Origin of the sequence: Tardiphaga robiniae (genome assembly GCF_001618955.1) — a bacterium.
GTDB classification, from domain to species: domain Bacteria; phylum Pseudomonadota; class Alphaproteobacteria; order Rhizobiales; family Xanthobacteraceae; genus Tardiphaga; species Tardiphaga robiniae_A.
On the sequence record NZ_LVYV01000014.1, the window covers coordinates 23830 to 47586 of the forward strand.

The window sequence follows — 23757 nt, forward strand, 5'->3', positions numbered from 1 at the left end:
AATTTAAGTCCGGGACGAGGGTCCGCCGTGGGCGGGGCATCCCCCAGAAATGTAGCCGGCAGTAACCATTGGCAATTATACCGATTGATCCCCGCGTGCATTTCGAGCAGAACGCAATGCAGGGGAGAATCGAATGGTGTTTTTGGAAGATCTGGAAGAGTTGCAGGAGCAGTGTCCGCCAGCCAAAGCCGTGAGCACTTCAATTGAAGGCGCCTATCGGGTGGTGTTCACAATGCCGCCCTCGATCAAGGATTTTTGGTCCCCAGTAAGCTTGGCAAAAAGCGCTATGGTGAAGTCACCGAGTGCAGGTGGCGATCATGTTCAATGTTTCTGACCCGAGACAGGGCCCTCAACATTGCCGGAAAGCTTCCAAAATCCCGCGAGGCGAAGCCCTACTTAGCGCTAGTCAACATATCGCCAAACGACGGAATGGCGCTGATCAATGAGAAAACCGCACATATCGATGTGTGGCTTTCCGAGCAATTTTCAATCGACGACGCGGTTATAGAGACTGAGGAAGCACCGACATGACCAAACCCGGTCGCAGCGGCGCCCACTACATTCGAACGCTCGTCTACATGGACGAGCCGCAACTCATCCTTCTGAAACGGAACAGGGCGAATGTCATCGCGCTTGCGATTCCGTCTTCTGAGGGCAAGGCCGAATTCCTAGCAGTGACGGTTTCGAAAAAGGACTATGAAGCCTACATCGATGGCTTAGTCGATCTGCGATACCTCTACACTTATCCAATCAATCGGACAGTTTTCACCTTTGACCTCATGGAGTTGAAAGGCGGAAAGGTGATGATGACTCCGTGGGAAGAGCAGATCCCCGACAACTACCTTCCATCGCCCAGATTCTTCTCCAGCAATCACACCGAACTCGAAGAGAACAACGTGGCTGACCCACACGTTGAGAAGTTAGTGGTGGATGGTGACTGGGACATGCCTGATTTCGGCGACTTCTATAGCCGATACTCGAATGTGTACTACCTGCTATCAGCAAGCCACGCCTTTTCGGACGACGAAGTCGATCTTGAAAAAAAGAAGGAAATCAAAAAGGCATTTGGTGACATCCCCTTCCGGGGAGGAAGCAGCTACGTTCATTTTTATAAAGCGCTTCCGGGAAGCATTCCGCGCGCCGAGCGACTGCGTATGGATAAAATAGTGTATCAGTCGCCTGGATACGTATCTGTGCACGGCGACGCCGACGCGTTCAGCGAAACCGAGGCTCTCATTCGAGCCTTTCTTGGTGATCGAGCCGCGATCAAGCAGATCTACGACAAATTCCATGAGTTTCTATCGAAAAATCGTTTTCTCGCAATGCCGGCAGATCAGTTCCTCCCCACTGACGCTGCAGCCGCATACATTAAGAACACAACCAACTCGCTCGTGGAAAAACTGCACGTGCCAAACGCAGCGATACTTAAATCACTCGTGAACAATAATGAGCTCGCTTTCGCGAAGATAATATTGTCGCTCTATCGTCGTCTGGACGAGGCGTCGCGGTTCTTCGCACAGGGCCGAGTGAATTTCGCAAGCAGCGAATCCTAGCTGCCGGAGGCGACTAATTGGAAACTAGGCGCTACACGACGGCTCGCTTATCTGAGTGACAATCGCGGTCGCAGTTCGTTTGCGCGAAAGTATTGTCACGCTCGCTTACGCTTTACGGCAGCGCTCGTCGCGCGAGGCTTCGGCTTGTCGCCGAGCACAACAAACTCAACCTTGCCGCGCTTGATCCGCGACTTTAGCATGTCATTGATGCGCGTCTGCCAGCCCGGGCCCGTCGCTCGTAGTGCCGTGACGACGTCGTCGTCGAGCCGGAGCTTCACCGGCACCTTGGGATTTTCCACGCGCGGGCGGCCGGGCTTGTTCTTGAATTGGGCAAGAATATCCGGCGGCAGTTCTTCGGCCGGGCGGGAGGCGGCGAAGTCGGCTGCGGTCCATTCCGGGTTGTCGTCGAGGGCGGCTGGTGCTGTTTTCTTTTTAGCGGACATTTCGTTTCATCTCCTTTGCATGGGCCCGGCGCAGGCTGATGGGACGCACCTTGCCGTCACGAACGGTGAAGGCCAGGAAGTAAGGCTGTTCGTCGATGTAGCCCCATGCACGATAGCGCGTTTCACCGTACTCAAAACGGTCATCAACGACGAAGCGAGCGATTTCCATGTCGGTCGCACGTGCCAGCGAAATGCCGTGGTTGGCGATGTTGATGGCATTTTTCGCTTCGTCGTATAGCTTGCTCATGACATAAACGTACACCCAAAAAATGGGTGCGTCAATCGTTGATGGGTGTACAAAAATCGAGTCGACAAGGGAGCTGCCGGCATGCTCCGCCTTCTCTCCGATCAGTCTCACGGCTAACCGACAGGTGCGGCGTTCTTGCACAACAACTAAATCTCAATAGACGTATTTTCGCACTTATATACTTGACAAATGTGACATGAAACCTAAAGATTCTACCCGACAGGGCAGCGCTGACGAAATAGAAATTACCCCTCAGATGGTTGAGGCTGGTATTCCTGCGCTTATGCAGTCGGGGCGCGTCTCGGAAGATCTGCCTGATTGGGTAGCTCGTTCAATAGTCGAAGACATTCTTCGGGATGCGTTGCGCTTGGCCCGCCGTTGACGAATTCGGTTGCGTCCATCAATAGGCGTGCAAGTTCGCGATATCGTTCAGTGGCGAGTTTTAGCCTATCCACGGTTATAGCTGTCTCGGCCGCCTTTTCAGGGGCCAGCTTTCCTGAAATTAGGATGGTTTGCTTAAATGTTGGTGCTTCAGGGCGCGCATCAAACGTCTGCTCACCATGCGCCAGGTGGTTTCTAAAGCTGCTGTATTTACCGGCCTTTGTGGTAGCAGCTTTTATGAAGCGTAATGAACATTCGCATAGGCGAAACGAATGCTTGATAGCAGCCTCTAAAAGATCTGTTCGCGCTTGGAAGACGCGGGGCGAAAAGAACATTGCGCGCGCCATTTCGTATGGCAGCCCGGTTGTATCTTGGAACCAATAGCTAAGTCGCTCTTCGATGAGAGCCCACTGGGCCATTGCTTGTCCGTAGGCTAGATGAAACTCTCTCTGAGAATCTACCCACTCGGTGTGATGGAAAGATTCTTTTCCAAGGATAGGCGGCATGGCAAAGTCCTCGAATGAAATCGAAAAAACGAAAGCGCTTATGGGCGCGCTCGTGCGCATGAAGCCGAAGCCGCACGAGGACATGAAGGTCGGAAAGAAGAAGGTCGGAAAGAAGTCTGCGGCTAAGAAGAAGCCCAGCAAATAGGCCGGGCTTCTACGAAGGAATTGACCCAATGAAAACACGTTACTTCAAAGGGTATTTAGTTCTTCTTGTCGCAAGATTTTTGGGCGTTCCGATTGAATTGCGTCAGACGCGTTTCAAAAAAGGAATAAGTTGATCGATGTCGTGATCAACAGCCGCGCCGATCAATCTTGCAGTTTTAAATTCGGTCATGCCAAGTAATACGATGTCTACCGACGGCCGTATCGCCGCTTTCGCTTTGGCGGCAATCGTGTCTGCGCTCTCACTCGATTCAAATACTATGAATGAAGTGGGCTCTACCCACCACATTGTACTGATATCGTTGATTGCCGCGTAGAGGTCGTCACGGCGTTCTTGTGAGTTTCCGCTATCGTGAATGCGGAACGTTATCCAGTAGGTTGACATGCGTAGTCCCTTCTAAAATGAGGGACGGCTCTTGACCTTTCGTGCAGAATCCCAATGATGGGAGCACTCACTACACTGCAGCTCATGACCCGTCCCTCGGGTTAATGAGCTATCCGAGGAGGCCGGTTGGCGCCGGTTGTTCTCCGCGAATCGCTCGACTCCTAGTCTGCCATGGAACTGGCGCTGGGAGTCGAGACGGTTCTTTATTTGTCCCGTTTATGAACAGACTTACGCCAAGCGCGAAAGCGCTTAACTGCCTGTTTTTTGTGGGTGATTTTAGTGAGCCGGCCGGTACGTCAGGCGCTTGCCCTCGATACCCTTGAGAGCCTTCGCCGTCCGTTCCCCATCGGTAACACCAAGGCCGGATCGGTTGTTGTAGCGGAACTGGAATTCCGTCAGGTAACGCTGCAAGTGCTGTTCGCCGCAGAACGTGTAGGTGCCGCGCATACCGCGCTTGAACACGCCAAAGAAGTTTTCGACGTTGTTGGTGGTGAAGCCGAGCTTGTTCACATACTCGCGGCCGGTGTGGTTCATCGTCTGATGATCGCCGTAGGCTTTGCCGGTGTAGGTGTAGAGCGCGCTCTCGTCAGTCACGAGCGTAGCCTTGCGAATGACGTTGGTGAAAAGGATATCGCGGACCTTATCGGCAGTGACGCCCTTCTGAACGTGGAAGGTGCGAACGGTGCCGGTGTTCTCGTCAACGAGCGCAACGATGCTGGCCTTGTGCGAATGGCCCTTCTTGTAGCCCTTGGCGCGCTTGGACGTATTGAGGTGATAAGTTTCGTCAGCCTGAACGTTGCCGCCATTCTCGCCCATGGGAGCGGGCTTGCTGTCGATCATGGCTTCGCGCAGGCGATGCATCATGAACCATGCGGTTTTGTAGGTGACGCCAAGTGCACGATGGATCTCATGGGCAGAAACGCCGTTCTTGCCTGAGTTCATCATGTGCGCAGCCATCCACCACTTGGTGAGAGGCACCTTGGAGCGTTCGAACACAGTGCCTACGGTCACGGTGAATTGGCCTTTGCAGTCGTTGCAGTAGTACAGGCCGGGACGATGGGACTTCTTGGTGCCGCCCATCTTGGCGAGCTTGTCGGGATCGGAGCTACCGCAGTGAGGGCAAATCGCACCATCGGGCCAGCGCACAGCCTCAAGGGCTTCGCGGGCCTTGTCCTCGTCCTGAAACATGGGGTCTTGGAAAACTGCGGTCATGGGTTGCTCCAATGACTAAGGTTTTAGGGAGTCAATCCACATTTGTCAAGTATATAAGTGCGCGTATTTTCCCAGTAAGACTATAAGCCTCATACTTCCGCCGCATTTCGTTCCGATTATGTTCCTAGCGAGCATGGAGGCGGAGATGAATAGAGATATGGGGGAATTGCTGGACCACGTGCCGCTGCTGGTGAAGGCATATGGGCGCTGGCCAAGCTACGTCTATCTGCTGCTTTTTACTCCATTGAGCCGGGGATTACTCGGGGCAATGGCTACAATCGCCGCCTTAGTCGTCTACCATCAGTTGCGGTGATGGGAGCGCCGGCTGATGGATAAGGTGCGAGAGATTCTGCTGTTTTTTGCAGCTACAATGGCTGTATTCGCGCTTATATGTGCCCTGTACCAAGCCATGAACGACAGGGTTAGCGCCGCTGCGCTTTTGAGCACCATCTTCCTTGTATGCGTGCTGGTCGTTTACCTGCCCAAGCTAGAGATTCTAGAGGCTTGGGGCGTCAAGGCACACCTCGTCCGCACCCTCAACGAAGCCGACGAGATTTTGGCTAAGCTCCGACGGCTAGCAGTGATCAACGCAAAATCGACCTATGAGACAGTGGGGATCGGTCAAAGGTGGGACGGACAGAGCGCAGTCGAAAACCAGGCGCGCTTAGACGAGATCAACGCGCAGCTTATCGACTTCGGTGTGGCCGAGGTCGAGCGACGAGAGCTGGCCAAGACATATGTCCGGCTCATGGGGTTTGACCTCTACATGCATTATGTCCAGACCCTCGACCGTTATTTCAATTTCAAGGCAAACGCCCTGCGCATGCAAGGCGATCGCGAGAAGAACGAAGCCATGAAGGCTGAGGCGGCGGGTTATGATGAGGTGAAGGCAAATTGGAAGCCCAAGTATAATTTATTCTCTCAGCTAGCGACTTACTCACTTGAAGAGGAATTGACGCTCGCAACCCCCACAAAGCAGCTCAGCGAAAACGACAGGAAGGCTGTCGAAGCCTTCAAGAACCAGATCGTGAGGCTGTTCAAAGATACCGAGACAAAGGCTGGTCTCACTAAGGAAGCGGCGTCGTATCTCGACACGTACAAGGGCACGGGCGGGCAGGACAAGCGCATCATTGAGTTGTTCGGCTTCAACCCGAGTGAGGTGAGGTAAAGTAAGGTGCATACGCCGGGAACGGGTTAGATTTCCACGCGTACCAATGCGTTGCTGTCGCAACGAGAAACCGGCAAAACCGCTGCGTCCATCATCCCCGTTATGGCCGGTTGTCACCCGGCGTATGCCTTATACAATCCCGCCAAAACGGAATCGTTTCCGGCCCTCAGATCAAATAGGCCCCGGCGAACCGGGGCCACAGAGATTAGACCCAAGGGGTGCCGTAGTATTCGTTGAGTGAGCGGGCCCGCTTGGTGTCTGCCCAGTCCCAATCATTCTCGTTGGCGTATTTTGGCGCGCCTTCGAGCTGATCCTTCGTTACGTTGGTGACATAACCTCCAAGATTGGTGTCGTATTTCAGCGTCTGCCACGGAAGCGGGTAGTGCTCATCGCCCATGCCAAGGAAGCCGCCGAAGCTCAGTACGGCATAAGCGACCTTGCCACCGACTTTGTCGATCATCACACTTTCAATGGAGCCGATTTTTTCGCTGTCGGGACCATAGACGGCGGTGCCTTCCACCTTCTCGCTGCTGATCAGATTGCCCGTTTCGTTTGCCATGATGGCTCTCCCTTGTTTGAGTGACGGTAAAACAGGAGAATCTGTCATTCGTTCCGGAGCTGTGTTGCTGTGTAGCGACCGGATTTGTCACATTAAAAAGAGCGCCCGCAGCGGCTCTGTGCCGTGCGGCTTTCCCATGATTGGCGCTGGTTCGTTGTGATGCAGGGTCCATGCGGGTCCTAGGGCGTGTACTCATAAAACCGCCCGCCATCTCCGCTTCACCGCTGGAAGCGGACAGCGGCGCACCACACCGGCATATCGGCTAAGTGCCGATTGCTGACTTCGCGGGCTCGGTCGCAGACTTGTCTATCGACAACGGCTCCGGCTAGATTGCAGCGCTAGCTGTGGAGAAAATGAGGGACGTGGATGTTTGAGGTCCGCGAAGACGATCTTTCCGGCGAAGCGACGTTGCGCTTGCTTGCACTTCACCTCTCCGGGATGCACGCCAACTCACCACCTGACAGCGTCTATGCCCTCGATCTGTCGGGATTGAAGGCACCGGGCGTCACGGTCTGGACCGTCTGGGAGGGTGCCGAAGTGGTCGGAATCGGCGCGCTGAAGGAATTGGGCAATGGCAGCGGCGAGGTGAAGTCCATGAGAACCCATCCCGATCACCTCCGCCGGCGCGTGGCCGCGCTGCTACTAGACCAGATCGTGGCAGAGGCCAAGGCGCTTGGCTTGACCCGTCTGAGCCTCGAAACCGGAAGCGGCCCGGCGTTCGAACCCGCGTTGACGCTCTATCGGAAGCATGGCTTCGTGGACGGGGAGGCATTCTCCGACTACCAGCCGAGCGCCTTCAACCAATTCCTTCACCTACAACTCTCTGCTTAGCCCAAGTCGCAGATCGGCCCAGCCGCGAACATAAAATCGCTCCAAGATTGAAGTCCCGCGCGGTCATGTCTGAAGTGAGTCAAAAACCGACCTCGGCGGGACAATCAAGGGGGCTGTTTTACTCCTAAAAGCGGACATCCCGAATTTTATGAGTACACTCCCTAGCATCGCCGTCCCATTCGCTTTGCGAGCCATCCTCTACAGCCAACAAGATCGTTTGTTTCGCCAGGACCGTGCACTAAGTCATTGCCCGCGTTTGTCAGCGTTTTGACCGTCCATCCCTCCCGCCCGAAGAGATCGTTGTTTTTCCCGTAGCAATTTCTAGAGTTGAATCCTTCCGACAAACATTTTTGCAGTTCGCGTATGGTCAGCTTAATCGCCGCACAGGCGGCAGCTGCGTAAGGTTGGCCGCCAGTCTCGGCGACGCAGGCTATGGCGATCCTTTGCTCCGGATTCAGATTGGCTCCCAATATCTTTGTGCCGGCACAGGTTGCAAACCCTGTCGCGCTTCCGCCTGACTCGGCTGCGCATGCTACCGCCGCTCTCTGCTCGGGATTGAGGCGCGATCCAATTAGCTGCGATCCCGCACACGTTGCAAACTCACTCGAGCTGTCCGAGTCTGCCGCACAAGTGAGGACCGCTCGTTGCTCAGTTGATAAGCGAGAGACACCGTAAGCGCTCATGCAACTGACGAAGGCATTCGATCGTCCTTCCGCGTCGTAAGCGCATTTCAGTAAGGCGCGCTGATCCTGACTGACGTGCCTGCCAAGTAACTTTGGACCGGCACATTCCGCGAGGCCTTGCGCAGTCGTTCCCGAACTCTCGGCGCAATCAACAAGGACGCGTTGATCCGGATTTAGGACGACTTTTCCGCCACTGCATTGAAGGAATGCATCAATCCGAGTGCTGGATTGCCGGGCACAATCGACGGCTAAGCTGGCTGAGGAGGACCTTTCGGGCCTCTCTTCACTTTGAAACCGAGGCTGGACTGCTTGTTGGCGCCCGTAAGGATTTACGGGCGATTCTTCAGGGAGTGGTGGCGGGGCGGCGAACGTCGGGTAAGGCAACACCGGCGGCGCGGGACGTACGTTCGGCGCTTGGACAGGGCCGGGATAAGGCAATATTTGTGGGGCTGGGATCATCTGCGAGGGGCAAAGTCCAAAGTACCCGTTCGGATACTGTAGTACCCATCGCTGGCCGTTGAAAAAACATTGTCCCTGGGCATGTGCGTCAGTAACGCTGAGATAGAACGAGAATACTGCCAAGATCGCCGCAAACTTGATCATGCCGCCGCTCCCTTTGCCGATCTCCAAACTGCATAGGTAGTGTCAAGCCCCTATGCTGGCTGCCGCCGGCAAGGTTATCAAGATCAATCTCATAGTCTGCCCTCGCTGATGCGCGATACTGCGCTATGGACGCGCTTCGGCGAGACGCTGGTTGCGCAACTCAACATTCCGCCGCGCGCGGGCGACGACGTCATCTTTGCGGCGGATCAATTCCAGCTCGTTTTCGAGCCGCTCCAGAATTGGCGCGTAGACCGCGCCGTCCTCCACGATGCAGAACGACACGGTGTCGATGGCCTTGAGCAGCCATTCCTCCGTGAACTCGCCCGGCACCGTGCGTGTCATCTCAGGCGGCTTTCGTCCTGGGCGCGCATGCCTCCGCTCCGAACCATGATCGGTCCAATGCACATTGAGCGTAGGTTTAGCAGCAAGAAAGAGCCTTGGAGCTCAGGTATGATTGCATGGTGCTGTGGCGTACAAATAGGACGAAGGATCGCTCTATTTCGCGATATCGGAATGACCGGCGGTAAGCGCGGTAGTAGCGTTTGGAGCAGAGGGGGCATTGCAAAGACGCGGGCCTGTCGGCGAAGCGCAGTCCGCGCTCCTAAGAAGGGGGCGCATGGCGTTTGTCCTTGCTTCACAATGTCTGGGGCCGCGCGCACCGGCCGAAGGCTTTGGCGACATTACGTCCAGGATGTGAGCGTTGGCAGATCTTCTGGCAGTCATCACGCTGTCATGCACGGCTCGTCGTGCGATGTGAGGAGCGACGCCCTCAACGCGGGTGCGCAATATCTTGATGCGAACAAGCTTGCCGTAAAGGTGCAGCTCCAGAAAGCAGGCGTACGATTTGTACGCTACTCGATACGACCTTGCAGAATTAGCTGCCGAATCGAAAACAAAAGACGGTTCGCGACCGGCTCTGCCGGTCGGGCTCTCGTGAACCGAGCCGCAAGGCGTCTCGGCCTTCGGCTTCGATCCCTTCGCGCAATACCGTGTCGCTCGCCGGAGGCACTCGGTCCCGGGTCCCGCCAAGCGGCGGCGCTATGCTGACCCTCCTGCGGGTGCCTTCTTAACCGGTCTCGCGACTGCCGACTGGCCTTCGCTTCACTGCGGCCCAGACGCCCTTTTTCTGTTTGGGAGCTAAGGGCTCCGCCCTCGCGCGGGCAAGGGTGCAGTCCCGGAAGATCCGGGACCGGCCGGGCCGGTCTCCCCGACCTTCCGCGCGGACGTCAAGACCGGACCGCTACCAACCATCGGAATCCGCTTGTGCAGGCCGGGTGATCCCCCTCCGCCCCGCTCGCCCTTGCCCTTGCTACCCCGGTCTCGCCGACGGGCAGGGCTGCAGCGCAGCGCTGCGCCCCAAACCCGAAGGAGAACGACCATGTCTGCTAAGAACGTTGAAATCGTCACGCAGAGCGGGACGGAGATTTTCATTCCACTCAACAAGCTCAAGAAGTCTCCGAACAATGCCCGCAAGACGCCGCACAGTGAGGCGTCGATTGAGGCCTATGCGGCCAGCATCGCCGCGAAAGGCATCCTGCAAAATCTTGTCGTCGAGCCGGAATTGGACGCAGACGGTGCGGCAACAGGGTTCTATTTCGTCACCATCGGCGAAGGCCGCAGGCTGGCGCAGCTTCTGCGCGTCAAGCGCAAGGAGATCAAAAAGACCGAACCGATTCGCTGCGTCATCGACACCGCGAATGACGCTTTCGAAATCAGCCTCGATGAGAACGTCACGCGCGAGAACATGCATCCCGCCGATCAGTTCGAGGCGTTCAAGAAGCTGGCGGAGGAGCGCGGGTTCGGCGCGGAAGAAATCGCCGCTCGGTTCGGCGTCACGCCGCATGTGGTGCGGCAGCGCCTTCGATTGGGGGCGGTGTCGCCCAAGCTGATGCAAATCTATCGCGACGGTGATCTCGCGCTTGACCAGTTGATGGCCTTCGCGATCACCGAAGACCATGCCCGGCAGGAAGCGGCCTTTGAGCGGCTATCCTATAACCGCGATGCCAGCACGATCCGCCGCCTGCTCACCGAAACCCATGTTGCCGCCACCGATCGTCGCGCGATCTTTGTCGGCGCAGAAGCTTATACCGAGGTGGGTGGCACGATCCTTCGCGACCTATTCACCGAGGATCGTGGCGGCTATTTTGAGGACGTGGCGCTTCTCGACCTCCTTGTGATGGCGAAGCTCGGACGTGCAGCGACCGCTGTGCAAGAGGCTGAGGGGTGGAAGTGGACGCAAGTCCATCTCGACTATCCCCACAGTCACGGGCTGCGCCGGACCTATCCGCAGCCGGTGGACCTGTCGGCGGAAGATCAAGCCGCCTTGGATGCCGCACAGGCTGAGTTCAACAGCCTGACGGAGCAGTATGAGAGTGCCGAGGAATTGCCCGACGATGTCGATGCGCGTTTCGGCGAGCTTGAAGCCGAGATCGAGCGGCTTGAGGCGAAGCGTCAGGCCTATGACGCCGCCGATATCCCGCGTTGCGGAGCCTTCGTAATCCTCAATCATGATGGGACGTTGCGTGTTGAACGCGGTTTCATGCGGGCCGAAGACGAGAAACCGGAGCCGGAAACGCATGATGCGAGCGGCGAAGGCGAGGGCGGTGACGCCGCCTATGACGGTGGAGCTAGTTCGAACGGTGACCCCGGAGATGACGACTTGGATAGGGAGGATGAGGACACCGACGATCACAAGCCGCTCTCGGACATCCTGATCCGCGATCTCACCGCACATCGGACCCTCGGGCTTCGCCTCGCTTTGAGCGAACAGCCAGAGGTCGCCATCGTTGCCGTGACCCATGCGCTCGCTGCACAAATTTTCTATCGCGGCGCGGACGCCCCCGTTCTCGATATCCGTCCGGTCAGTACAATGCTGGCCTCCCATGCGGATGGTATCGAGGACACTAAAGCGGGCAAGGTGTGGTCAGATCAGCATGCTCGTTGGGCGGCGCAGATGCCGCGCGACGTATCCGACCTGTGGAGTTTCGTCGTGGAGCTTGACCATGACGGCCGCATGGCGCTGTTCGCGCATTGCGTCGCGCTCACGGCCAATGCGGTGAGACTGCCATCGGAGCGCAGGCCTCGTGCTGTGGCAACAGCGGATAGGTTGGCGGAGGCCGTGTCGCTCGACATGGCCGCGCATTGGGCCCCGACCGTACAGACCTATCTGGGTCGCGTCACCAAGACGCATATTCTTGCCGCCGTGCGGGAAGCGGTCAGCAATGAGGCCGCTGACCGGATCGCGGATATGAAGAAGCAGGACATGGCGGAAGCTGCCGAGCAGTCCTTGGTCGGTACTGGCTGGCTGCCTGTGCTGATGCGGACACCGCGAGCCACGCAAGAGCCTGCCGAACCACCGCAGGAGGATGCCACCACCGAGGCGAGCCCTGACGCGTACTCCGTCGCCGCCGAATAAACGGCGTGGCCGAGACCGCTCACGCGGTCCCGGCCTGTCACCGTGCGACTGTCGAAAATTTTTGGCCGCGCGCCATCGGGCGCGCGGCCAGTCTCACGATATTCACGCCCCCGACTTGGGGCATTCTAGAAAGCGAAGCATTTTTCAAACTGAAGCCAGCGGGGAAGGGGGCGTTATGGTCGGCGCCAATGAACCCGCTCGAAGGACGGCATGTCGCCGCTAATCATGCCTTGGCGCGACTGCGATATTAACTGCGGCTGAGCGACCGGTTCTCTTCTGAAGAGCTTCCAGCGTCGCCTTCGTTCGATTTTCGTCTTCTGTCCCGTTATCCCGCTCTGGCTCGGGCCCTGGCTCAGATGAGCAATCAAATTGATCGAGACATGACGGGCGATTTCTTTCGCTGCTCTTCATTTAGACGCTCTCCACGGGAGGTGATTCCCAAGAATAAACGCGCCAGTTGTAACGCCGTTCCGTCAAACCTGCCGCTGTGAAAATCGAATTAAGCCACTAAGGGTAAAACAGGTCAGTACCCCTGACCGGGTACTGGCCGAAGTTCTGTTGGGTGAAGCCACGTTGGGAGTTTTCACCGTGACCGAAGCTGCACACGCGCTGCTTGCCGACCCGTACGAAGCTGCCTGCGACCACGCCATAGCGACCTGCAACGGCGACATGCGGGCTCGCGGTCTACTGACAGACAAAAGCCCCGACAGCCTGTGATGGCGGCTGTCGGGACTTTTGCGTTCAGGGTTTAGGAGCTATCCGCTCCCGTGGTGCCAACGGCTGCCACGTGGTCTTAAACTTGCGCGAGGTAAGCCCCGGTGAGCGAAGCCAGTGGGCTTTCATGCTAACCGAAGGTCAAGGTCTGCGTGGTCCGTGGTCGCCCTGTAACGCGGGTCTTGGCTTCTGATGCGGGTGGTCACCCACGGACCTAACGAGGGCAAACGCTCGAAGTCTGACCGGGTCTCGCTCCCCGTCCGCCGCCTTCTTTAGTATCCGCAGAGCCATCTCAGATTTGAGAGTTTCATATTTGGAACCTTCCGGCAAAGCTCCCCAAGCTTCGTCAAGAACCTCTCTGAGTAGATGCAAGGTTTTAGTATCATAGGTGGCCATGGCAGCACCTCCAGAGTTGTGAGCTACAACCAAACTTTGATACCCATGCCTGTCAATTGGTTCACGACATCGTGGACAATGAAGCTCGCACCTTTTCTAATCAAAGTCCGGGGGTTTAACATTGTCGGCAGTCTTACTGGCGCGCCGCTGACTGATAGTTCTTTGCGCTCCGCCTAGACGCGTATCATGATACGCAATTCCGGCAATTTACTGTTGGCTTCTCTTTCCGAGTGTGATGCCGCTGCTATCCGACTACACTTGAAGTCCGTCCATCTGGATCACCAGACGGTTTTGTACGAAGCCGGCACTAAGGTCACGGACATCTACTTTCCGATAGGGGCGATTGTCTCACTTGTGGTGTGTATTTCCCTCTGGAGAAATCATTGAAGCCGCGATGGTCAGTTGCAATCTGGCGGTAAGCCATGCGGTGCATTCGTGCTGATGGTGGCAGGCGGCAAGCCGGGCGATCCTGAAACGGCGGAGACTACGACCTTGACGGCGTGTTTGCGTGGCTGCGGGAGATACCTGATCAGATCAGTCGCACCGTAACGGCCCGAGCGCAGTGATCTTTAAAGCGTCTTGGCCGCGCAGCAACTGGTATCAGTTAGATACAGCGACCGGAACTCCGCCCGGAAAGAATTTAAAGTCACCATGTTTTTCAAGGATCGCCACGCGATATGACAAACTCGCGGCCAACTACCTTGCCTTCATCAAGCTCGCAGCCATTCGGATTTGGCTATCGCCCGTTATATTCGCCAGCGGGCCGCAGTTACCTGCGAGGAGCTGCCGCCGGGGGTGAAGGACTTCATCGAGCGTTACGCCGAACGGGATTGCAAATTGATAATCAGGCCGGCGTGACAGTGTCTTTCTAGATTTGCCTCGGCTGGCCGAAGGGTTCCGGTATCGGAGCGCTCGCGCCTAACGGGCTCCGGGGCAAAACAATCGTCGAGGTAGCCGACGCGCTCGGGATATCCTACAAGACGGCGACGAATACTACGTCCAACTGAAGGACAAACTGGGCGCACGGAACCACTCAGATCTTATCCGCATCGCTGCCGTCACCGCACAAAATATTGCTGAGCAAACGCGTCTCTCGGATCCAACCGTGAATGCAGCGATCGAACTACTGCGCAAGATCGGTATTCTGAAGGAAATCACGGGAAAACGTCGAGACCGAGTATATGCGTATGACGCGTATCTCAACATCCTGAGGGACAAGCCGGAGCCGAAACCAGATCATCGCGAAGACGACGAAAACAAAGTAGTCCCGCATGTTTGAACAGGCCATCGTTTCACATCAGTAAAATTCGCTGCCGAACTGCGACCACGCCTCGCAGGCGCGGTCCGCAGCATCCCTGAAGCAAATAAGTACCGAGTCTTCCGAAAGGGGCGCGTCGTCAATCAGATGATTTGCTGCCGGCGCTCTTCCCAAATCTATAATTCAGGACTTCAGCACGGCCCATTTGCCGATGGAGGGGGAGGTCCTGATGCCAATCTACGGCTACGACCGCATAAGCACCTGCGGGCAAGAATTTGACATACAGTATCTGCTACTGACCGCAGAGCAGTGAAAGGACGCGGGGCCCATGAACGACTCGTGCACCACAGCAATTGCAGTTCGAATCGGGCGCCGCTCAGATGCAGCCGTGAGGCAATCTGTTACTACCGTATATGCCTCGCCCGCACTTATTCTATTGGAACGGCTAAACGGCTAATCAATGTAGCAATTTCGCTAAGGTTCTTGCGTCCCTGTGCTCCATCAGCATTGCAAGTTTCTGAACACACTCGTCGTCGCTGAAAACCGGCACCGAGGTGCCAACCGCGGGTTCGAACTTTGGTGACAAGACAATTGCTGACCTGACACTGGTGGATACCTCGCTGAGGTTGATTCGCCTGCTGATCATACTGACGAGAGGAACAATCAGTGGTTAACGTGTCTTGTTGCCCGACTCATGCTGCGTGATAGCGCCTTAATTCCGACCCGTTCCATTCAGAATTCGTTCAACGCCATTGAATTTATATGTAACGCTGGACCCAAAGATTTGGCGGGATGGTCATGACATCGATCTCGAAGTTCGCTGCTTTTCTGTTGGCACTCATGCTGGTCGGTGGAAGCTCATCGAACGCCGCGCCGTCTGAACGACGCATCGCTCTGGTGATTGGCAATGCGAACTATCAGGCAGGTGCCCTGCCGACCCCCGCGAACGATGCCGGCTTGATTGCACAAACACTTCAAGCTGCCGGCTTCGACGTCACCGGGGCACGAGATCTGGATCAGGATTCGCTGCGTCGGACGTTCCGGGAGTTCCTGGACAAGGCATCGTCCTCTGGACCGGAGACTGTCACCTTCATCTATCTTGGCGGGTATGGACTGCAACTTGAAGGCGAGAACTATTTCGTGCCGGTCGATGCCAAGATCGCTCGCGACGTCAATATATCGGCGGAAGCGCTCCGGTTATCCGACTATATGGCGCCGCTTGCCGCGTTGAAATTGAAGGCAAGCATGGTGGTGCTCGATATCGCGCGAGCCAATCCCTTCGCCAAAACCGGCGCGCCGCTGACCGGCGGACTGGCGCTCGTCGAGCCCGAACAAGGCATGTTTATCGCCTTCAATTCAGCACCGGGTACGGTAGCCCCCGCTGAGGCCGGACCCTATTCGGCATATGCCCAGGCGCTTGCCGAAATGATGCGTGAAGGTGGATTGCGGGTGGAAGACCTCTTCAGCCGCATTCGGCTCCGCGTCAACGAAACAACCAAGGGCGCGGAAGTCCCGTGGAACGCGTCGAAGTTAGAGGCGCCGTTCTATTTCTTCGACCGCGCACCCGACGCACCTCCGCCTGCGATTTCGCGCGAGCAAACCTCCGCGATCCGCTCAAGACCGCTTCGCGATTTCAGCTCGCAGGAAGCATACCTGGCCGCGGTGGACCGTGACACGCTGGAGGATTACGAGGCCTTCCTCGCTGCCTATCCCGATGATCCGATGGCGCGGCGGGTTCGCGCGATCGTCGCGGCGCGCCGCGAGGCGATCACCTGGCGCCGAACGCGGGGTGTCAACACGCCACCCGCCTACTGGTCCTATCTTCGCCGATACCCGCGGGGCGCGCACGCGGATGATGCCCGTCGCCGGCTTGCCTATCTTTCAGCATCCTTTGAACCGCCGCCGCAGTTTTCGGTCATCACATATGACGTGCCGCCGCCACCGCCAGAGGAAGTAATCTACGTTGAGCGCCCGGTGTTGATGTTCGACGATCCCGATTTCGGATTTGCTCCGCCGCCTCCGCCGCCGATCATCTTCCTGCCGCCGCGTCCGGTCTATTTTGTCGATCTGCCGCCACCACCGCCGCCGATCTATGCGTTCATTCTTCCGGTCCCGGATTATTCGCCCGTTCCCGTATGGGTGCGGCCACCTGAGTATGTGGCACCTCCGCCGAGCAACATCATCTACAACAACATTCACAACACCGTCGTCGTCAACAACACGACGAATGTGGTGACGATCACCAATCCCAGCGGGCAGGCCCAAACCCTTGCGCCTGCGCCCGCTGCTCCCGTGCAAGGCGTGGCACAGGCGCCGGTGCCCTCGTCACGAGTGGACGGCCTCATCGCTGCTGGGGTTGCGGGTGCAGGAGCTGCTGCGCTTCTGGCGCCTTCGTTGCCGCCTTCGGTCGCGACCAAGGCTGCGCTCGCGCCCAACCCTCCACCCGTACAGGCGCCCAAACCTGCTGTTTCAGCGCAGCCGGCGCCGTCTCAGGCGCAGTCCACGCCAGCAACAGGGCCAACGCCGCTGCCAGGCGCCGTCGGCCCCGACGGCAAGCCAGTTCCCGGTGCACTGTCGCCGGCTGGTACAAAGTCCGCACCAGCAACAACAGGTCCGGCTCCGACGTCACCTACAAATGTCGCGCCCGGTGCGCCCCCGTTGACCGCTGTAAAACCGGGGACGCCGCCGGCCTCGGCAGCGCCTTTGACTCCAAATGCAATCAACAAGCCGCCGGGACAGACCCTACCGGGAGCGAACGGTCAGCCGCTTCCGCCTGTCCCCGGCTCAGCTCCCGGTGCATCACCAGCTTCCGGTGCGAAATCTTCGCCGGCTGCGACACCAGTGCCAGTAGCTCCGAGTGCGAACAAGCCGGGATCGGCGCTACCAGGAACCGACGGTCAGCCGCATCCCCCTGTCACATCTCCGAAGGCTTCTCCGCCCATCGGCGCAAAATCGTCCCAAACTCCTGGGCCTGCACCCGCGGTGCCCGCAGCTCCGAATTCGGCGACGAAGCCGGGTGCTACGCCGCCTGCTGCACGTCCGGCACCACCGCCGCCGCCTGCTGCGCGTCCGGCACCCCCGCCGCCACCTGCTGCGCGTCCGGCACCCCCGCCGCCACCTGCTGCGCGTCCGGCACCGCCGCCGCCGCCTGTTGCGCGTCCGGCACCGCCGCCACCACCTGCTGCACGTCCGGCACCGCCGCCGCCGCCTGCTGCGCGTCCGGCACCCCCGCCGCCGCCCGCTGCGCGTCCGGCACCGCCGCCACCACCTGCTGCGCGTCCGGCACCGCCGCCGCCGCCTGCTGCGCGTCCGGCACCACCGCCGCCGCCTGCTGCGCGTCCGGCACCGCCACCACCACCTGCTGCACGTCCGGCACCGCCTACTGCCAAATGTGTGCTTCCAAACGGTCAGCCTTGCCCCCCGCCGAGGTAAGGAAAGGAAAAACCGCGGGATGTTTGTGTTGAACGCAAACTCGCCAACGTCCGCGTTGGGTCAATCGCGTTCGCGCTGCGCTATAGCCAAGTCCACCATGTGCGCCGAAAGCGGAACTGAAGGCGACGGGCTGTTGCGGGTTAAGGGAACGGCCCCTGGACGTACTTCAAGGTCCAAAACTGGAGCCTCAGAACGTCCGTCGTCATGGAATGATCACCGACCTCGATCCGGTCCACGGTTGCCTGAATGTGAGGATGTCGCGCCGACGATATTCTCCCGCATAGCACAGCCGAACCGTTCAATAAGCTTCGGGTCGATGTTGACGCGATCACGCACAGATGCGACCTATGCGAGCGGTGGTGCTCGCAAGGGCTAACCAAGGGAATGCGGTGCGTCTGCCTGGCAGACAATTCCGTGGCTGCCCCCGCAACTGTAGGCGGATAGCCGAGGACCATAAATGCCACTGGGGATGCAGATGCTCCCTGGGAAGGTGGTCCAAGGCGACGATCCGCGAGCCAGGAAACCTGCTGCCGGTCATGGTCATGCGCGAACGCGTCGGGCGGGGTGCCTCGACGCAACAGGGCTGGGTGCATCTGTCGCCGAGGGCGAGGGGAGGATGGACCGGCAACCGCGCTGACGGGTCGTTGTTTTGCCGTCGAGCAGGTCCGTATCAATTCAGGCAGTGGTGGTCATCCGGCGTCACGTGTCGCGTGCGCTTCGAGAGTGGCTGCACGTTCTGCATTGGATCGGCTCGGGACGATAACGTTGAAACGCCGTGTATGTGCTGTTGCATCGGAGTACCGAGCTATGAAGAAGATACTTATTATCGGCATCGGAGCTGGAGATCCCGATTACGTCACCATGCAGGCCGTGGATGCCCTGAACCGGACCGACGTCTTCTTCATCATGGACAAGGGACCGAGCAAGACGAAGCTGATCGAGCTTCGTAAGGAAATCTGCCGGCGTTATATCAAAGGCAACAACCATCGCTTCGTTGACGCGACCAGCCCGGAATGGGCGCGCGATGCGGAGGATTATCTTTCAACCGTGGATGGCCTCAATCGAGACAAGCAAGCTCTGTTCGAACGCCTGATCTCACAGGAGATGTCGGACGGCGAATGCGGCGCATTTCTGGTATGGGGTGACCCGACACTCTATGACAGCACGATTCGGATCGTCGAGATGATTGCCGGCAGCGGTCGTTACGAACTTGAATATGAGGTCATTCCCGGCATCAGCAGTGTCCAGGCGCTCGCTGCAAAGCACAAAACAACGCTCAACCGCATCGGGCAATCCATCGAAATCACTACGGGACGGAAGATGGCGGAAGGCTTCCCTGAAGGCGCCGATAGCGTCGTCGTCATGCTCGATGGCGGAGATACCTACAAGCAGTTCGCCGATCAGAATGTCGATATCTACTGGGGCGCCTATATCGGCATGCCCGACGAAATCCTGATATCGGGCAAGCTGAAAGATGTCGTCGATGATATCGAACGGATCAGGACAGAGGCGCGCCGCGCCAATGGGTGGATCATGGACAGCTATCTGATGCGAAGGGGCGGTGGTGCCAAGATCTGACGGGCGGATCCGGGTGGGGCAGGGACACGTGACGTGAATCGTTTGGCAACGATAGAAGCGAAGGGCTGGTGCCCCGGTGTCTTGCGGCCGATGCTGAGCGGCGACGGACTGATCGTCCGCGTTCGCCCGCAATCGGCGACGCTTGGCCTCGACCAACTGGCTGCGCTCGCCGACGCCGCAGGGCGTTTCGGCAACGGCCACATTGATTTGACGCGGCGGGCCAATCTGCAGATTCGCGGTGTCAGCGAGGAGACGCTGCCGCAACTGCACGAGGTGATCGCCCGGTTTGGCCTGCTCGACGATAATCCGGACGGTGAGGCCGTGCGCAATGTGATGGTCAATCCTCTCGCGGGTATCGATCCCGCCGAAGTCTTTGACGTCAGAAGTATCGGTGGAGAGCTTGCGCGGCTACTCGCGACCGAGACGTCGCTTTGGGCATTGCCGACCAAGTTTGGCTTCATCGTCGACAGCGGTGGAGTTTTGGGTCTTGCGGAACAGCGTGGCGATATTCGTCTTGCCGCGATTGCAGATGGTCAAGGTGCTGCGATTGCGATTGGCCTCGAAACGCGGATCGGGATGGAATGGCTTGGTTCAATCGTGCGCGGTGCGGCAGCGGCCGTCGCCGTCGAAATCGGCCTTGCCTTCATCGCCGTGGCGTCGCGTGAACAGCGACAGCGGATGCGCGACCTTTCCGACGAAGGCCTTGCGTCTGTTCGATCCGCGATCATGCCGCGGCTCGATGCGCTTCGCGAGCAGCCGCGCGATGCCGACGCGCCGTTGATGAAACGTACTGGCTTGATAGAGCTGGGCGCCGGCCGGTTCGCGGTGGGAATCGCAGCACCCTTTGGACGCGTCGAAGCCGGTCAAATCCGGATGCTCGTTGATGCGATGGCGGCCGATGGCGTCAAGGAGGTCAGGCTCTCGCCCTGGCGCACGCTCTATGCCGAGGTCTCTGACGAGCAGTCCGGGCAAAGCATTCTCGCGGCTGCGGCAAGCGTTGGCCTGGTCGTTGACTCGGCCGATCCCCTGCTTCAGATCGAAGCCTGCCCGGGGACGCCCGGCTGTCAGTCGACCTCCCTCGATACGCGTGGCGACGCACGCTGGCTGGCGCGACTGCTGCCGCGGTTTGGTTTCACCGAGACCGTTCATGTCTCCGGCTGTGCCAAGGGGTGCGCCAAATCGGGGACGAGCGATCTCGTGCTGATTGGTGCCGAGTGTCGTTACGGCCTCGTGCGCAATGGTACGGCCCAGGATACGCCTGTGCGCCATTTTCTCTTTTCCGATCTTGCCGCCAGTCCGGGTGAGATCTTCGATACGGACCGAGGCAGCATGCATGACTGAAACGCACTCCTATATTAGGGATGGCGCCGAGATTTACCGCAATTCGTTTGCGATCATCCGCACCGAGGCCAATCTGTCCCGCTTCAAGCAGAACGAAGAGAAGGTAGCCGTCAGAATCATCCATGCCTGCGGCATGGTCGATATCGTGGACGAACTTTTTATGTCTCCGACATTTGCGGCGAGCGCATCCGAAGCATTGCTGCGTGGTGCGCCCATTCTTTGCGATGCGAAGATGGTTGCTAACGGCGTCACGCGCAGCAGGTTGCCGCGCGACAACAGCGTCGTCTGCACTCTTGATGATCCGACTGTCGGGCAACTCGCCATCGAAACGGGCAACACACGCTCGGCGGCGGCGCTGGAGCTCTGGCGCCCACATCTTGAGGGATCTGTTGTCGTGATCGGAAATGCGCCGACCGCGCTGTTTCGGCTGCTCGACATGCTTGACGCAGGCGCGCCGCGTCCTGCCGCCATCATCGGCGTTCCCGTCGGTTTTGTCGGAGCCGCCGAGTCCAAACAAGCGCTTGCGGAGCAGACGCGCGTTCCATTCCTGATTGTCCGTGGTCGCAGGGGCGGTAGCGCCATGGCTGCGGCGGCGGTCAATGCGTTGGCGAGTGAACGCGAATGACAAGTTTTGACGTGATCGGTGGTAACGCGCGTGGCGGAACGCTCTATGGCATCGGGGTCGGGCCTGGCGATATCAACTATCTGACGCTGCGGGCTGCAGCTCTTGTGCGGGATGTCGATGTGATCGCCTTTTTTGCCAAGCGCGGCCTTCAGGGCAATTCGCGTGGCATCGTCGACCCCTTGATCGAAAAGGGACGTCCGGAGTTGCGGCTGGAATATCCCGTTACTAACGAGATACCGCCGGAAGATCCTTCCTATCAGGAGCAGATCAGCCGCTTCTATGAGGAAAGCGTCGAGACGCTGTCGGGGCTGCTCCGGCAAGGCAAGTCGGTAGGGTTGCTGGCTGAGGGCGATCCGTTCTTCTATGGCTCGTTCATGCACATCTGGCGGCGTCTCGAAGCCAGCTTCCCGATTGAGGTCGTGCCTGGAGTCACAGGCATGTCGGCTTGCTGGACGCGCGCAAATGCGCCGATCACCTGGGGCAATGACGTTCTCTCGGTACTCCCCGGAACCCTGGATGAAGATCAGTTGAGGCGTCGTCTCACTGAAACGGATGCTGCAGTGATCATGAAGGTCGGCAAGAACCTGGCAAAGATCCGCCGCGCCGTTGATGCGGCGGGTTTGCTTGCGCGCGCCATTTATGTGGAGCGAGGCTCCATGCCCGGTGAGCGGATCATGCCGTTGTCCGAATGCCCCGACGGCGATGGACCTTACTTTTCGATGGTGTTGATTCCGGGTCAGGGGAGACGGCTGTGAGCGGCTCGGTTTTTATTGTGGGTCTTGGACCCGGATCCATAGATCTCCTGACGCCGGCGGCGAGCAGGGCGCTTCAGGCCGCGACGGACCTCGTTGGCTATGGACCTTATATCGATCGAATCCCGGAAACTCTCTTCAGCCAGTGCCGTCATGCGTCCGGCAATCGCGTCGAGATCGACCGGGCACAGCACGCGCTCACACTCGCGGCCGAAGGTAGAAAGGTCGCAGTCGTTTCGGGCGGCGATCCCGGCGTGTTCGCAATGGCGGCTGCGGTGTTCGAGGCGATCGAGGCCGGCAATCCCGCTTGGCGCGATCTCGATATTCGTGTCGAGCCGGGGATTACAGCCATGCTCGCCGCAGCAGCCGAGGTCGGCGCACCCCTTGGGGCGGACTTCTGCGCAATCTCTCTGTCGGACAATCTGAAGTCATGGGACACCATCGAGCGACGCCTGCGGGCCGCGGCTGAAGGTGACTTTGTCATCTCGCTTTACAATCCCGCGTCGCGGGCGCGGCCCCATCAGCTTGGTCAGGCATTCGAACTCTTGCGCACCATCAAGTCGCCCGAGACCGTTGTGCTCTTCGTCAGAAAAGCCGGGACTCCGGAAGCAGGCGTCATCGTATCAACCCTGGCAGAGGTCGATTCGGCTCTCGCCGATATGCGCACGCTTGTCATCATCGGAGCCGAAGCCACGCGGTTGATTCCCCGAACGGGATTGCGGCCATGGATCTATACGCCACGCGCGGAGCAAGAGGGTGCGCGATGAACACGCTGTTGTTCGAGCCACGCCACGACAGCTTCAGCATTCTGCACGGCGTATCCGGACGGCTTATGCGGACGCGCAATCATCACGACCGGAATGCCAAGCGCGCGCGTTGCGTCGATCTTGGCATAAGTCGCAGCTCCGCCGGAGTTCTTGGAAACGAGAACATCTATTGTCTCGCGCTCAAGGAGTTCGGTTTCGGCCGTTATGTCGAAGGGACCTCGGCTGAACAAGAATTGGATATTGGGCGGCAGCGCGACATCGTCGGGCGGATCGATGGTGCGTGCGATGTAGTGATGATGAGGTCGCGTTGCGAAGGCGCCAAGCTCCTGCCGGCCCATGCTCAGGAAAACACGACGCGGCTCAGGCCCCAGCGCGTCAGCGGCGGCTTCGGCGCTCGCGACGCTCAGCCAGTTATCGTCCGGTCGAGGCTGCCAGGCGGGGCGCAGGATCGAGGCGAGTGGAACTGCAAGCCGCGTGCACGCGGCCACCGCGTTGGACGAGATCTGATCGGCATAGGGATGCGTCGCATCAACGACTGCGTCGATTTTTTCCCGCTGCAGCCATGTGGCAAGACCGTCGGCGCCGCCGAAGCCGCCGACGCGTGTTTGAACAGGCTGGGCTTTGGGCTTCGCGGTGCGCCCGGCAAGCGAGAGTGTCGTCTCAAAGCGCGGGTCGTCCGCAAGCAGACGCGTCAGGTCAGAGGCCTCCGTGGTACCTCCGAGGATCAGAACGCGTATCAAGGCCAT

General features: G+C 58.6%; 23 protein-coding genes, 1 pseudogene and 1 riboswitch. Of the genes and pseudogenes, 16 read left to right on the forward strand and 8 right to left on the reverse strand.

Features of this window, described 5'->3' with window-relative positions; all coding sequences use genetic code 11:
- Positions 1 to 133 precede the first annotated feature (133 nt).
- Together A4A58_RS30340 and A4A58_RS16385 are read left to right on the forward strand one after the other, a co-directional pair.
- Positions 134 to 334, forward strand: a complete 201-nt coding sequence (locus tag A4A58_RS30340) for a hypothetical protein (protein WP_139069866.1) — start codon at positions 134 to 136, stop codon at positions 332 to 334.
- A 193-nt stretch (positions 335 to 527) separates the two neighbouring features.
- Complete coding sequence (locus A4A58_RS16385; protein ID WP_139069867.1) at positions 528 to 1553, forward strand: hypothetical protein; 1026 nt, start codon at positions 528 to 530, stop codon at positions 1551 to 1553.
- A 95-nt stretch (positions 1554 to 1648) separates the two neighbouring features.
- Here the strand turns inward: A4A58_RS16385 and A4A58_RS16390 are convergent, their stop codons facing one another.
- The 3 genes from A4A58_RS16390 to A4A58_RS16400 all read right to left on the reverse strand — a co-directional run bounded on the left by A4A58_RS16390 (position 1649) and on the right by A4A58_RS16400 (position 3130).
- Complete coding sequence (locus A4A58_RS16390; RefSeq protein ID WP_081421905.1) at positions 1649 to 1996, reverse strand: BrnA antitoxin family protein; 348 nt, start codon at positions 1994 to 1996, stop codon at positions 1649 to 1651.
- Positions 1986 to 2243 (reverse strand): BrnT family toxin, encoded by a 258-nt coding sequence (locus A4A58_RS16395; protein ID WP_068733962.1) that lies wholly within the window; start codon positions 2241 to 2243, stop codon positions 1986 to 1988. Before A4A58_RS16395 ends, A4A58_RS16390 begins: the two co-directional genes overlap by 11 nt.
- Before the next feature lie 281 nt (positions 2244 to 2524).
- Positions 2525 to 3130 (reverse strand): hypothetical protein, encoded by a 606-nt coding sequence (locus A4A58_RS16400; protein WP_068733963.1) that lies wholly within the window; start codon positions 3128 to 3130, stop codon positions 2525 to 2527.
- Between A4A58_RS16400 and A4A58_RS30800 the strand changes: the two genes are divergently transcribed.
- Positions 3129 to 3275 (forward strand): hypothetical protein, encoded by a 147-nt coding sequence (locus A4A58_RS30800; protein WP_158005693.1) that lies wholly within the window; start codon positions 3129 to 3131, stop codon positions 3273 to 3275. The genes A4A58_RS16400 and A4A58_RS30800 overlap by 2 nt on opposite strands.
- A 102-nt stretch (positions 3276 to 3377) precedes the next feature.
- On the opposite strand, the gene A4A58_RS16405 is transcribed toward A4A58_RS30800, so the two are convergent.
- Positions 3378 to 3677: a hypothetical protein gene (locus A4A58_RS16405; protein WP_068733965.1), complete on the reverse strand. Its 300-nt coding sequence runs from the start codon at positions 3675 to 3677 to the stop codon at positions 3378 to 3380.
- 276 nt (positions 3678 to 3953) lie between these two features.
- Positions 3954 to 4889, reverse strand: a complete 936-nt coding sequence (locus A4A58_RS16410) for an IS1595 family transposase (protein ID WP_068733966.1) — start codon at positions 4887 to 4889, stop codon at positions 3954 to 3956.
- A gap of 145 nt (positions 4890 to 5034) precedes the next feature.
- Here A4A58_RS16410 and A4A58_RS30805 point away from each other — a divergent pair, with 145 nt between their 5' ends.
- Positions 5035 to 5202 carry a hypothetical protein gene (locus tag A4A58_RS30805; RefSeq protein ID WP_158005694.1) on the forward strand — a complete coding sequence of 56 codons (168 nt, stop codon included), beginning with the start codon at positions 5035 to 5037 and terminating at the stop codon, positions 5200 to 5202.
- Positions 5203 to 5217: 15 nt separating this feature from the next.
- On the forward strand, positions 5218 to 6057 hold the full coding sequence (locus tag A4A58_RS16420; RefSeq protein WP_068733970.1) for a hypothetical protein: 840 nt from the start codon (positions 5218 to 5220) through the stop codon (positions 6055 to 6057).
- Positions 6058 to 6262: 205 nt separating this feature from the next.
- On the opposite strand, the gene A4A58_RS16425 is transcribed toward A4A58_RS16420, so the two are convergent.
- Positions 6263 to 6616 carry a PRC-barrel domain-containing protein gene (locus A4A58_RS16425; RefSeq protein WP_086937067.1) on the reverse strand — a complete coding sequence of 118 codons (354 nt, stop codon included), beginning with the start codon at positions 6614 to 6616 and terminating at the stop codon, positions 6263 to 6265.
- 366 nt (positions 6617 to 6982) lie between these two features.
- Here A4A58_RS16425 and A4A58_RS16430 point away from each other — a divergent pair, with 366 nt between their 5' ends.
- The gene (locus A4A58_RS16430) at positions 6983 to 7447 is read left to right on the forward strand and encodes a GNAT family N-acetyltransferase (protein ID WP_068733974.1); all 465 of its coding nucleotides are present in this window, start codon (positions 6983 to 6985) and stop codon (positions 7445 to 7447) included.
- Between the two features lie 1409 nt (positions 7448 to 8856).
- Here A4A58_RS16430 and A4A58_RS16435 read toward each other — a convergent pair.
- A complete protein-coding gene (locus A4A58_RS16435) occupies positions 8857 to 9075 on the reverse strand; it encodes a hypothetical protein (protein WP_068733976.1) in 219 nt (72 codons plus the stop codon).
- A 1036-nt stretch (positions 9076 to 10111) separates the two neighbouring features.
- On the opposite strand from A4A58_RS16435, the gene A4A58_RS16440 reads away from it, so the two are divergent.
- From A4A58_RS16440 to cobJ, 10 genes and pseudogenes are all read left to right on the forward strand, one after another.
- A complete protein-coding gene (locus A4A58_RS16440) occupies positions 10112 to 12148 on the forward strand; it encodes a ParB/RepB/Spo0J family partition protein (protein WP_068733978.1) in 2037 nt (678 codons plus the stop codon).
- A gap of 588 nt (positions 12149 to 12736) precedes the next feature.
- On the forward strand, positions 12737 to 12865 hold the full coding sequence (locus A4A58_RS31665) for a hypothetical protein (protein WP_276511309.1): 129 nt from the start codon (positions 12737 to 12739) through the stop codon (positions 12863 to 12865).
- A gap of 1322 nt (positions 12866 to 14187) precedes the next feature.
- Positions 14188 to 14330, forward strand: a pseudogene (locus tag A4A58_RS31835) (LuxR C-terminal-related transcriptional regulator); the annotation flags it as partial.
- Positions 14331 to 14363: 33 nt separating this feature from the next.
- Positions 14364 to 14537, forward strand: coding sequence for a hypothetical protein (locus tag A4A58_RS30810; RefSeq protein ID WP_158005695.1), 174 nt, complete (start codon positions 14364 to 14366; stop codon positions 14535 to 14537).
- Positions 14538 to 15314: 777 nt separating this feature from the next.
- Entirely contained in the window at positions 15315 to 17948 is a 2634-nt protein-coding gene (locus A4A58_RS16450; protein ID WP_068734013.1) for a caspase family protein, read from the forward strand.
- 340 nt (positions 17949 to 18288) lie between these two features.
- Positions 18289 to 18494: riboswitch (cobalamin riboswitch) on the forward strand.
- Between the two features lie 261 nt (positions 18495 to 18755).
- Positions 18756 to 19526, forward strand: a complete 771-nt coding sequence (cobF, locus tag A4A58_RS16455) for a precorrin-6A synthase (deacetylating) (RefSeq protein ID WP_068733983.1) — start codon at positions 18756 to 18758, stop codon at positions 19524 to 19526.
- 33 nt (positions 19527 to 19559) lie between these two features.
- Complete coding sequence (gene cobG / locus A4A58_RS16460; protein WP_139069869.1) at positions 19560 to 20867, forward strand: precorrin-3B synthase; 1308 nt, start codon at positions 19560 to 19562, stop codon at positions 20865 to 20867.
- Positions 20860 to 21492, forward strand: coding sequence for a precorrin-8X methylmutase (locus A4A58_RS16465; RefSeq protein WP_068733986.1), 633 nt, complete (start codon positions 20860 to 20862; stop codon positions 21490 to 21492). The genes cobG and A4A58_RS16465 overlap by 8 nt, the downstream gene beginning before the upstream one ends.
- Positions 21489 to 22247, forward strand: a complete 759-nt coding sequence (locus A4A58_RS16470) for a precorrin-2 C(20)-methyltransferase (protein WP_068733988.1) — start codon at positions 21489 to 21491, stop codon at positions 22245 to 22247. Before A4A58_RS16465 ends, A4A58_RS16470 begins: the two co-directional genes overlap by 4 nt.
- Positions 22244 to 23011 (forward strand): precorrin-3B C(17)-methyltransferase, encoded by a 768-nt coding sequence (gene cobJ / locus A4A58_RS16475; protein ID WP_068733990.1) that lies wholly within the window; start codon positions 22244 to 22246, stop codon positions 23009 to 23011. The genes A4A58_RS16470 and cobJ overlap by 4 nt, the downstream gene beginning before the upstream one ends.
- Here cobJ and A4A58_RS16480 read toward each other — a convergent pair.
- Positions 22975 to 23748, reverse strand: a complete 774-nt coding sequence (locus A4A58_RS16480; RefSeq protein ID WP_068734015.1) for a cobalt-precorrin-6A reductase — start codon at positions 23746 to 23748, stop codon at positions 22975 to 22977. The genes cobJ and A4A58_RS16480 overlap by 37 nt on opposite strands.
- Positions 23749 to 23757 lie beyond the last annotated feature (9 nt).